Source organism: Priestia flexa NBRC 15715 (genome assembly GCF_001591565.1).
GTDB classification, from domain to species: Bacteria; Bacillota; Bacilli; order Bacillales; family Bacillaceae_H; genus Priestia; species Priestia flexa.
This window is the reverse complement of the sequence record NZ_BCVD01000125.1, coordinates 1-10,851: the sequence shown is the minus strand read 5'-3', so window position 1 is coordinate 10,851 and position 10,851 is coordinate 1. Positions and strand designations below refer to the sequence as shown.

The window sequence follows — 10,851 nt, the reverse complement described above, 5'->3', positions numbered from 1 at the left end:
CTTATGTCCCAGCCTCTTTTTTGATTGTTATAAAGCGCTTACTGTAAATTTTGTTTGTGTTTTGAGCAAATTTTACAGTTATTTTTATGAAGATGTGCTAGTATGATGGTCTCAATAAAAGTTTTTATGTGTATAGTTGGAGGAATGGAAGATGAAAGCAAAATATTGTAGACAATCAAAAGCGGTTAGAACGAGTCGCGTATTTCCAAATGATACAAATAATCATCAAACGTTATTTGGTGGTAAGCTCATGAGCGATATTGATATGATTGCTTCAATTTCTGCTTCTCGTCATAGCCGAGCAGAGTGCGTAACAGCATCAACTGATTCTGTGCATTTCTTACATCCGATTACTCCGCAGGATTCGGTATGTTTTGAATCATATGTATCTTGGACAGGCCGATCTTCAATGGAGATCTTTGTGAAAATCATAAAAGAAAATTTAAAATCAGGAGAGCGAAAAATTGCTGCTACGTCCTTTATCACTTTTGTTGCGCTTGGAGAAGATGGAAAGCCTTGCGAAGTGCCGAGCGTAATCCCAGAAACGGATGAAGAAAAGTATTTATATCAAACGGCACCTGAGCGAGCAAAAATTAGAAAGAGTGTGCGCGCTAACAGCAATAGCTTAGCACAGTTCTTAAGCCTCGAGCAGCCGTGGAACTAAATGTAAATTATCTGTCAGCTAACCTTACCAACTAAAAGACGGATTGTGCTGGAGATGCTAATCTTTAAAATATCATTTTCGTCTACAAACTGGAGGGGAAGCAGATGTTTAAAGATGCTGTATTAGCAAAAGAATGGCTGCCAGTTGCGTACAGTCAAGATCTAGGAGTGGATCCACTTGCTGTGAAGGTATTGGAAGAGAGAGTAGTGCTTTTTCGGGTAAGAGGAGCAATTAAAGCCTTTAAAGACCTTTGCATTCACCGAGGAGCTGCTTTGTCGCTTGGTAAGGTAAAAGATGATTGCATCGTTTGTCCTTATCATGGATGGGAATATAATGTGGATGGACAATGTAAAAAAATTCCGCAGCAGCCACCGAATAGAGCGATTCCACTCAAAGCAAAAGCTATTGTATATCAGTGCAGAGAAGTATACGGAATGATTTGGGTTCGACTCAGTGAACAAGGATCTGATGCAGCAGAACCTCTTCCTTACTATGAGGAATATAATCACCCATCTTTTAAGACTGTCCATGCGTATGCTCATACGATGAATGCAGCGGCACCTCGCGTGGTTGAGAATTTCTTGGATGTGAGCCATCTTGCATTTGTTCATGAAGGAAGCTTAGGACATCCAGATTATACAGAAATTCCGGATTACAAAGTGAACTGGCGTGATAACCACTACGTCTCAGACGAGATTGAAGTATATGCTGATGCGGACGGCACAGGGAACTGGTCAACCATTTACTATACGTTTGAAATTCTTCGCCCGACGGTTGCGCGGTTGAAAAAAGTGAATTATCAAACCAACGAAATCTTCTCCATGCTGTTTGCCGTATTGCCCCAAGAACAGCTGAAATCAACCGTTTTTGCACTCGTATCACGAAATTATGAGCTGGATAAGCCAGATGAATATTTTCAAGAATTTCAACAGCTTATCATCGAACAAGATACAGGCATTGTTGAAAGTCAAAAGCCAGAAGAACTTCCGTTAGACTTACAAGCAGAGCTGCATCTTAATCCTGATCGCGTTAGCATTGCATACCGAAAATGGTTAGGAGAGCTTGGCGTTGAGTTTGGAAGCGATGTGGGAAGAAAGGCAAAAACTATATAATAAGAAAGAAAAGATGCCGTTTATCTTAATAAGCAGCATCTTTTTTGTTGAGTATAAAACTATAAAAGTAAAAATATAGTAAATAAGTAAACTTTATTACATTTTTATGTTAAAATGTTACTGATTTGTTTATAACTTATCAGGGTTCTGTGTAAAGGTAAACAAATAAAAATTTATTGAAAAAGGAGCTATTATATGAATCCAGAAATTACGACGACCGAACAGAAGCAGGGGCCAAAGCCGTCCGTATTTAAGTTTATTTTTAGTCCAGGTGCTGAGTTTGACAAAATGAAGCAGCGTCCGGCGATTGTGGCTTCACTCATTCTCGTTATCTTACTAAGTGCCGTTGCATTCGCACTTAGTGCCATTACGCCAGAAAGCTTGGCTTCTTTACAGGAGCTTGGGATTGAGCCAGATGATTCTATGAAATTGTTTAGCATGATTGGAGCTGGAATTGGAGCGTTAATTGTCACGCCTATCGCGATGTTAATTGGTGCAGGAATCCTTTTACTTATTGTAAAAATCGGAAAAGGAACAGCAAAGTATAAGCACATGTTTAGTTTAACAGCATTTATTACGTTCATTACAATGCTTGGTTTATTACTAAATACAGTCATTGCAGTTGTGGCTGGAACAGGAACAAATATAACGTCTTTAAATGGTTTAATTGGAGCTGAAGGAGCTGTTGGTGGCGTATTAGCAAGCATTGAAATTTTCTCGATTTGGTCGCTAATCTTAACAGCAATGGGCTTACAAAAAGTAGGCGGTTTATCTAAAAAAGCTGCAATTATTATTGCTAGTGTCTTTTTTGTACTGTCTGTTATTTCACAAATTATAGGAAGTGTTATGGCGTAATGAAAAAAGGTATAATCATCACAGTTGTTTCTCTCTTAATCGTAGTACTAATTGGCGTAAACGTGTTTAAAGCACAGAAAAGTGAAGACGTACAAGTTAGCGTGACGTCATTAAAAGATATGACGTTGCGCAGTACGGTTATGATTCCAGGTACTCTTAAGCTTGCCGATGAGCAGTATGTGTATTATCAGCCAGAAAATGGTGAGATTGAAGATATTAAAGTAACAGAAGGTACAAGAGTTCAAGTTGGCACACCGCTTGTCACATATACAAATGATGATTTAGAGCTTGAAAAAGAACAAAATAAGCTTGGCGAAAAATCGAATGAACTACAGGTTAGCTCACTAAATAAGCAGATTGCTAAGCTGAAAGATAAGCAGAAGAAGCTGGAAAAAGAACTTCCAAAAGAAGAAGCGAAAGCGCAAATAGAAGAAGAACGTACTCAGCTTAATTTAGATCTTGAAACAGCAAAAATTGAAGCTGAACGCAACAAGCTAGAGCGCAAGTCATTAACAAAGAAAGAGAATAATCTCACTGAAAAAAGTGAATTAGCTGGCACAGTGCTGTCTGTGGATAAAGAAGCTGCTCACAACACAAGCGAGGTTCAAAAGCCGCTTATACATATTGGCAATACGGATCAATATTTGGCAACAGGTGTTCTATCAGAATATGATGCTCTTAATATTGAAGTAGGTCAGCCAGTAAAAATTACATCTGATGTGGTGCCGGACAAAGAGTGGGAAGGATCAGTTCAGCAAGTTGATTTCTTACCACAGCAGTCCGATGCAGCAAGTGGTGGAGACGCAGCGAATCAATATCCAGTACAAGTAAAGGTAACGGATGAAGGGATTAAAAGTATTCGTCCAGGCTTTAAGCTTTTATTAGAAATTGAAACTGAAAGCAAAAAAGCAAAAGCCGTTCCATCAAAAGCAATTGTCAATGAAGGCGATGAGAAGTATGTGTATATCGTAAAAGATGGAAAAGCTGTTAAGCGAGAAGTGAAGGTTGGTCAAACAACAAACAAGTCAATTGAAATTGTTAAAGGCGTTACGAGTAAGGATCAAATCATCTCAAATCCATCTAATGAGCTAGCAGATGGTGTGGAAGTGACAGTGAAATGATTAAATTAGAAAATATCTCTAAAAGCTATCGTCTTGGGAAAGAAGAAGTTCCTATTTTAAAAGGGATTGATTTAACGATTAAAGACGGTGAGTTTGTTGCCATTATGGGTCCTTCAGGTTCGGGTAAATCAACCTTGATGAACATTATTGGTTGTTTAGATCGACCAACTTCAGGTGCTTACTTTTTAAATGAACTCGAGATTTCAACGTACAGTGATGATCAGCTAGCTAAGGTGCGAAATGAACAGATTGGATTTGTGTTTCAGCAATTCCAGCTGTTGCCCCGGTTAAAAGCCGTGGAAAATGTAGAGCTGCCGATGGTCTATACGGGCATATCTCGAAAAGAGCGACGCAAGCGTGCTGAAGCTGCGCTGTTAAAGGTAGGATTAGGTGAAAGAATCAATCACTTACCAAATGAGCTATCGGGTGGACAAAAGCAGCGTGTTGCTATTGCTCGTGCCATCGTTAATAAGCCTAGTCTCATTTTAGCAGACGAACCAACGGGAGCGCTTGATACAAAAACAAGCGTATCAATTATGGAGGAATTTGCTGCTTTAAACAAAGATGGAACAACCATAGTGGTCATCACTCATGAGCCAGAAGTAGCTGAATATGCTTCAAGAACAATATTAGTTCGTGATGGAAATATCGTTGCGTACAACGGTAAGGAGAGTCTTGAACTATGAGCATGATGGAAAATATTCGTATGGCTTTGGCGTCGGTTGTTGCGCATAAGCTACGCTCGCTCTTGACGATGCTCGGTATTATTATCGGGGTTGCAGCAGTTATTATCGTTGTAGCGATTGGTCAAGGTGGAGAGCAGATGCTTAAATCGCAAATTACAGGCGATAGCAATACGGTTGATTTAATGTACGAACCTTCAGAGGAAGAAATACAAACAAACCCAAACATTTGGGAGCAGGCGTTTTTTACGTCGCAAGATATTGATAATCTAGGCAAGTTACCAGGTGTTGAAAACGTTGTGGCATCTCTACAGGAAATGATGTCGGTCCGTTATAAAGAAGACACGTTAGATACAACGGTATATGCTATTAACCAGTCGTATTTGGACGTAAATGATTTAAAAATTGCACAGGGACAAAGCTTAACCGATGGTGATTTTTTATCGGGTAACCGAGTTGCCCTTATCAGCGATGAGTTAAACAAGGAAATGTTTAAAGATAGCAGTGGCCTTGGCGAAATCATTTGGGTGAAAAACCAGCCAATTGAAGTTGTAGGAATTTTAGAAAAGCCAACCGGCATATTAGGGTCATTTGGCATGATGGAAGTGTATATGCCGAGCAACACGTATAAATCAAGCTTTGGAAAAGTAGACTATACGTCTGTAAGTCTTCAAGCTTCCAATCCAGATGAATTACAAACTGTTGGAGAGAGCGCAGCAAATCTATTAAATGAAACGTACGGAACAGAAGATTCCTACACCGTCATGAATATGGAAGCCATTGCGGATGGCATTGGGCAAGTCACAACAATTATGACAACAATTATTGGTTCAATTGCTGGAATCTCATTATTAGTTGGCGGCATCGGCGTTATGAATATCATGCTTGTATCGGTTACAGAAAGAACAAGAGAAATAGGTATTCGTAAAGCTCTCGGCGCAACGAAAAGACAGATTTTAACACAGTTCTTGATTGAATCAATAACGCTAACGTTAATCGGCGGTATCGTTGGCATTTTACTTGGAGCAGGCGGTGCTTCTATCGTTTCGATGTTTGCAGGATGGCCACCGTTAATTTCATGGCAAATTATTGTCATTGGACTATTGTTCTCAATGACAATTGGCGTGATTTTTGGAATGCTTCCAGCAAATAAAGCAGCCAAGCTCGATCCGATTGAAGCGTTAAGATATGAATAAGGAAGAAAATCACTCAAAACCAGAGTGATTTTCTTTTTTTTAGATGAATGTATAATATAATAGAAGATAAGGGGACATGAATAGGGGGAGAGAGGATGACCATTTCACTTTTTCTTATTTTGTTTGTGGGGATTGTTTCGCTAGTCGGGACGATATGGATTGCGAATAACGATGACAAACAGTATAAAAAGACTGAAAAAAAACGAATTCGAAACTTATCATTTATTTATGTAGCGCTACTAGTAGGTTCTGCTATTGCTGTTGCTATTTATATTGCAAATATTTAATTTGGAAAGTAGGTTACCTTTACCCTCGAATATTATTAGAGGGTAAAGATTATTTAACTAGCGTACTTGAAGAAGAGGTTAAACTGTTGTGGTAGGTAGCTGAGGTATTTCAGTCACTTAGATATCCGAACGATTGCTGACTTGCAATCGTTCGGATGTTTTTTTGTTGATTCCGAAAACAAGTTAAAAAACTAGTGGAATGCAGCGCAATAGAACGGACGTGTTCTCACTGCCTAACTATGTTCGAACAGTCATGGTTTGTCTTTGAGAAGAAATCATTTAGTTATGTCCCAGCTGCGGTTTTTATCGCAAATTGAAATCTCCGCTTGAGACATCTACGTCTATTCGATGCGTACCCTTCCCATTCGTAGCTTGAATTTCATCTTCTTGTTCTTTCATTGTTTTAAAGTTAAATCGATTATTAATATCTCCCGTGCTCGCTTTGGCTTGTAAGGTAATATCAGCTTTAGGTGGCAGCGTAACAGTCATGTCTCCAGAGCTAACGTGAGCTTTAATCGAATCAACCACTCTATTTATAGAAATAGAAGCATCACCGGAAGACACGTGAGAATCCAACTTTCCTTCGTAGTTTTTAATCGTAATATCTCCTGACTGTAAATCAACTGAGCCTTCTTTTGTGCGCACTTTGTTGATTACGAGGTCTCCTGAGGAAACATTGATATCTAATTTATCCGCATCAATTCCTTGAATAACAGTATAGCCAGATTGGACTTTAACTGAAAAATTAGTAAGAGATAAAGAGGTTTCGTTAAACTCTACATCGCCTGAACCTACGTTTAGCTCTAAATCATTGCTGTATTCTTTTGGAATATAAATTGTTAATTTACTGCTATTACCGAATGAGAAAAATGAAAAAGGCTTATTTTTATACGTAACGGTAATCGTTTTTCCATTGCGTTGAACATTTACTTTTCCCTTCCCTTGTAAATCCGCTTTTACTTCTTTTCCGTTATATTCTTCAATGACTGTATTTACGTTCGCTGTTTTAAGCTTAATACTTTCAATTGAATTTGTCAGAGCTGCTTCGGTTTTGGAGGATCCTAACGTCCATGTAGATGTGGTAAATGGATTAGTCAAAAGAAAAGCAGCTCCGATAAATACTAGAACCAAAAACAATAGTTTTTTCATGCTTCACCCTGCTTTCAATTTTATAAAGAAATAAGATACATCACCAATGTTATCCATTTTGTGGGAGTTAATCAATAGCCCGAGGAATGAATTATAGGTAAGACCTGAGATGTAGTTGGAGATTGGAATATACTTACTTATTTTTCTGAAATAATGACTGGGTTTCAGTTGCCGAAAGCTAAAAGTAAAAATAATCCATAAAATTCAAGTAACAGTCATAAAAATGTTAGTTTCATTACGAATTTTAAAGGAATTGTATGGTTTGTAATATTATTGTTTCTCTTGTAAGAAACTTAATCCAATCTGAACAAATGTTACCCATTCTTTCAATGAAACTGGCTTTCTCTATGCTAAGATAATGTCAGGTTATTTTTTCGGGAGGTATTTTTATGAAAAAAGGAAAATTGACAAAGTGGGTCATTACATCAGCTGCATCACTTTCATTTTTTGGAGTACAAGGAACAGCTGCATCAGCTGCATCTCATAAAGTATCGACAGGAGATACGCTGTGGAAGCTTAGTCAACAAGAAGGTGTATCGGTAGATGAATTAAAACAAGCGAATAATCGCACGAATGATATGATTTATGTTGGAGAAGTCCTAACAATTCCAGAAAAAGAGACAGTACATACAGTAGTACAAGGTGAGACATTGTTTAGTATTTCACAGACATATAATACAAGCGTAGATCGTTTGAAAGATTTAAACGGATTACAAGGTGATCTTATTAACGTAGGACAACAGCTAGTTGTAACGGGACAAGGAGCTTCTGAAACGGCACCAGCACCACAGCCTACAAACGTAGGAGTTGAGGAAGCGGAAAAAGATTTATTAGCAAGGTTAGTAGAAGCAGAAGCGAAAGGTGAGCCGTACCAAGGTAAAGTAGCGGTAGCAACCGTGGTTATGAATCGTGTGGCGTCAGCCCAATTCCCTAACAGCATTACAGAGGTTATTAATCAACCTTTAGCTAACGGTGGTTACGAGTTTTCTCCAGTAGGCAATGGAACGATTAATCAGCCTGCTTCTGAGGAGTCAAGACGTGCTGTAGAAGAAGCGTTAGCAAATCCAGATCATCAAAACCCTGCGCTGTTTTTCTATAATCCACAGATTGCAACAAATTCGTGGTTAGAAACAAAGCAAGTAACAGCAGTTATCGGAAATCACGTATTTGCTAAATAAAAAGAAACGAGGATTTCCCTCGTTTCTTTTTTATTGCTTATAGATATGCTTGTAGCTGTTGCGATAGTTTAAGAAATTCTTGTTTGTTACGATGTAATAAGGCGTGATCAATTTCTTTTTGAAGCTGTTGTTTTTGAAACATCCGAAGCGCATGATCTAATACCATTTCAGCCGTTAATGAATTCATTGTATCTTCTTCATTTTGTTTCTGGATATGATTCAAATGCTTTTCCACGGGGAAATCAACTCCTCAGAAATTTTTAGTTACCTATTCATGCTCTAAGCTATGCGATGTTTCTAAAAATGGTTCGTAGCTTACAGCCTATGGGGGAGATAAGAAAGCCATTTAAAATCGAATTAAGTAATGATAATTGTACTATAACAGGATATGTATATCAACTTTGTTATATAATTGATTGTCGTCTTTTTCTGACAAAAATCTATGGTCTAAACAAGAGTGTTCTAGCATAGGTGACCTTCTTATTCTTTATGAGTGTTTCCTATATTCCATTTGCTTATTCGCATTATTCTATTTATTCATTGTACATATGAGATATTATTCGTATAAGATATGTATAAACATCAATATCGAAAGCGTTAACATTAATTGTGAGAGGGGAACATAAAATGTCAGTGCTTACATTGAAACGCTATGTTTTGAGTGAAAGGGAACGCGAAAAATTAGAAGATGCATTGCTTACTAGCTTTCCAGAATGTGAATCTGTTGTGTGGCAGCTAGATGATGTAGAGCTTGGGGAATTGTATCACAAAAAAATGCAGATAAAAGCTTGATTATAAAAAAAGGCAACGTTTCATCAGAAAACGTTGCCTTTATTCTTGCTTGGACGAGTCAATGCCGTATGCAAAGGGAATTAATGCACAGATTAAAGCAGCAGTTAGCTCAAATGTGAGCTGTAAGCCGTTAAGTTCATGACTTTGAAACATTAAAATCTTTTCAACCGTGCCAAATACAATAAAACCGAGGATGAGATAGCGTGCAATCCAAATCGCTTGTCTATAAGAAAGCAAGCCTTGTTTTAAATGCGCTGTAATGGTCTGAATCATGTTTTTTCCTCCTTACCCAAACTAGTTATCTTTTAAACCTATTTTTATTGTAACAAATTATTTGATACTGTTAATTATTTAAAGTTTTCCATTCGAAAAACCTTCCTCAATCAGCTGAGGAAGGTTCTCTTTATTTTGCAAGTGGTATTGAAGAATCAGAACTTTGAGGTGGAGCTGGTGGATGAAATTCGTTTTCCATTTTTGAAACAACAACCGTTGCAACTCCGTTTCCAATTAAGTTCGTAATAGCACGAGCTTCAGACATAAAGCGATCCACACCAATTAATAATGCAAGACCTTCAACAGGAATCATTGGGAAGGCTGCTAATGTTGCTGCTAGAGTGATAAACCCAGAACCCGTTACGCCAGCGGCACCTTTTGATGTTAGCATTAACACACCTAGTAGCGTTAACTCTTGCCAAATCGTTAAGTCAACTCCGTAGGCTTGTGCAATAAAAATTGCTGCCATTGATAGATAAATAGATGTCCCATCAAGGTTGAATGAATAACCAGTAGGGATAACCAGACCTACAACGGACTTAGAGCACCCGTATTGCTCCATACGATTCATCATTTTTGGTAAAGCTGATTCAGATGACGATGTACCAAGCACGAGTAAAATTTCTTCTTTAATAAACGCAATGAATTTTAAAATACTGAAGCCATAAAATTTAGCAATTGTACCTAAAACAAAAATGATGAATAAGAACATCGTAATATAGACAGATCCCATTAATTTTCCGAGCGAAACAAGTGAACCAATTCCAAAATTTCCGATTGTATAAGCCATCGCTCCGAAAGCAGCAATTGGAGAAATCTTCATAATCATATTAACGATTCCGAAGAAAATATCCGTCACTCGTTCAAAGAATGTAATGACAGGTGCTGCTTTTTCGCCTAGAGCTGCTGTTGCAAGTCCAAATAACACGGCAAAAAATAAGATTGGAAGCAGTTCTCCGTTAGCCATTGCTCCAAAGACGCTATCTGGAATAATGCTCATCACAAAGTCCATGAATCCATGTTCAGCTTCGGCTGCTTGCTTCGTATACTCAGAGACGTCAGCTCCCTGTGCTCCGCTTATATTAAAGCCTTCACCAGGTTTTACGAAGTTAACAACAAGAATACCAATAGCTAAAGCGAACGTTGTGACAATTTCAAAATAAAGAAGTGCTTTACCACCAATACGCCCGACTTTTTTCAAATCGCCCATACCACCAATTCCAATGACAACAGTTAAAAAGATAATCGGTGCGATAACCATTTTAATTAATTTAATAAAGATGTCAGCTAATACTTTCAGCTGCGCGCCGAATTCAGGAAAAATAAACCCAACCATAATCCCTAAGATAATCCCAATAATAACGCGAACTGTTAAGTTGTTAAAATTAATCTTCATCTTCCATCCCCCTTGATTCATAATTTGATAGCGTTTTCATTTATCTTGTAAACCTATAGTACCGCATATGAATGGGGGGTGAAATTTCTGGTGATAATGGTCTTTTTGTTCATTAAGTTCTTAGAATTTTCATAGAAAAGAGTTT

The 10,851-nt window shown here is 37.9% G+C and carries 13 protein-coding genes; 9 read left to right on the top strand and 4 right to left on the bottom strand.

Annotation, left to right across the window (positions count from 1 at the left end; all coding sequences use genetic code 11):
- The first annotated feature begins 151 nt into the window (after positions 1 to 151).
- The 7 genes from BFL01S_RS16760 to BFL01S_RS16730 all read left to right on the top strand — a co-directional run bounded on the left by BFL01S_RS16760 (position 152) and on the right by BFL01S_RS16730 (position 5,918).
- Positions 152 to 664, top strand: a complete 513-nt coding sequence (locus BFL01S_RS16760; RefSeq protein ID WP_061786382.1) for an acyl-CoA thioesterase — start codon at positions 152 to 154, stop codon at positions 662 to 664.
- Between the two features lie 104 nt (positions 665 to 768).
- Positions 769 to 1,776 carry a Rieske 2Fe-2S domain-containing protein gene (locus BFL01S_RS16755; RefSeq protein WP_061786381.1) on the top strand — a complete coding sequence of 336 codons (1,008 nt, stop codon included), beginning with the start codon at positions 769 to 771 and terminating at the stop codon, positions 1,774 to 1,776.
- A 195-nt stretch (positions 1,777 to 1,971) separates the two neighbouring features.
- Positions 1,972 to 2,631, top strand: coding sequence for a YknW family membrane protein (gene yknW / locus BFL01S_RS16750; protein WP_061786380.1), 660 nt, complete (start codon positions 1,972 to 1,974; stop codon positions 2,629 to 2,631).
- Positions 2,631 to 3,752 carry an efflux RND transporter periplasmic adaptor subunit gene (locus tag BFL01S_RS16745; protein ID WP_061786379.1) on the top strand — a complete coding sequence of 374 codons (1,122 nt, stop codon included), beginning with the start codon at positions 2,631 to 2,633 and terminating at the stop codon, positions 3,750 to 3,752. Before yknW ends, BFL01S_RS16745 begins: the two co-directional genes overlap by 1 nt.
- Positions 3,749 to 4,438 carry an ABC transporter ATP-binding protein gene (locus tag BFL01S_RS16740; protein ID WP_061786378.1) on the top strand — a complete coding sequence of 230 codons (690 nt, stop codon included), beginning with the start codon at positions 3,749 to 3,751 and terminating at the stop codon, positions 4,436 to 4,438. The genes BFL01S_RS16745 and BFL01S_RS16740 overlap by 4 nt, the downstream gene beginning before the upstream one ends.
- Entirely contained in the window at positions 4,435 to 5,631 is a 1,197-nt protein-coding gene (locus BFL01S_RS16735) for an ABC transporter permease (RefSeq protein ID WP_025910340.1), read from the top strand. Before BFL01S_RS16740 ends, BFL01S_RS16735 begins: the two co-directional genes overlap by 4 nt.
- A 95-nt stretch (positions 5,632 to 5,726) precedes the next feature.
- A complete protein-coding gene (locus tag BFL01S_RS16730; RefSeq protein WP_061786377.1) occupies positions 5,727 to 5,918 on the top strand; it encodes a hypothetical protein in 192 nt (63 codons plus the stop codon).
- A 303-nt stretch (positions 5,919 to 6,221) separates the two neighbouring features.
- On the opposite strand, the gene BFL01S_RS16725 is transcribed toward BFL01S_RS16730, so the two are convergent.
- Positions 6,222 to 7,067, bottom strand: coding sequence for a DUF4097 family beta strand repeat-containing protein (locus BFL01S_RS16725; RefSeq protein ID WP_061786376.1), 846 nt, complete (start codon positions 7,065 to 7,067; stop codon positions 6,222 to 6,224).
- Between the two features lie 389 nt (positions 7,068 to 7,456).
- On the opposite strand from BFL01S_RS16725, the gene BFL01S_RS16720 reads away from it, so the two are divergent.
- Positions 7,457 to 8,245 carry a cell wall hydrolase gene (locus BFL01S_RS16720; RefSeq protein ID WP_061786375.1) on the top strand — a complete coding sequence of 263 codons (789 nt, stop codon included), beginning with the start codon at positions 7,457 to 7,459 and terminating at the stop codon, positions 8,243 to 8,245.
- Positions 8,246 to 8,282: 37 nt separating this feature from the next.
- On the opposite strand, the gene BFL01S_RS16715 is transcribed toward BFL01S_RS16720, so the two are convergent.
- Complete coding sequence (locus tag BFL01S_RS16715; protein WP_025910344.1) at positions 8,283 to 8,480, bottom strand: IDEAL domain-containing protein; 198 nt, start codon at positions 8,478 to 8,480, stop codon at positions 8,283 to 8,285.
- 392 nt (positions 8,481 to 8,872) lie between these two features.
- On the opposite strand from BFL01S_RS16715, the gene BFL01S_RS20560 reads away from it, so the two are divergent.
- Positions 8,873 to 9,037 (top strand): hypothetical protein, encoded by a 165-nt coding sequence (locus BFL01S_RS20560; RefSeq protein WP_153301191.1) that lies wholly within the window; start codon positions 8,873 to 8,875, stop codon positions 9,035 to 9,037.
- A 39-nt stretch (positions 9,038 to 9,076) separates the two neighbouring features.
- On the opposite strand, the gene BFL01S_RS16710 is transcribed toward BFL01S_RS20560, so the two are convergent.
- Positions 9,077 to 9,310, bottom strand: coding sequence for a hypothetical protein (locus BFL01S_RS16710; RefSeq protein WP_061786374.1), 234 nt, complete (start codon positions 9,308 to 9,310; stop codon positions 9,077 to 9,079).
- Between the two features lie 130 nt (positions 9,311 to 9,440).
- Entirely contained in the window at positions 9,441 to 10,706 is a 1,266-nt protein-coding gene (locus tag BFL01S_RS16705; protein WP_025910346.1) for a dicarboxylate/amino acid:cation symporter, read from the bottom strand.
- Positions 10,707 to 10,851: the final 145 nt, after the last annotated feature.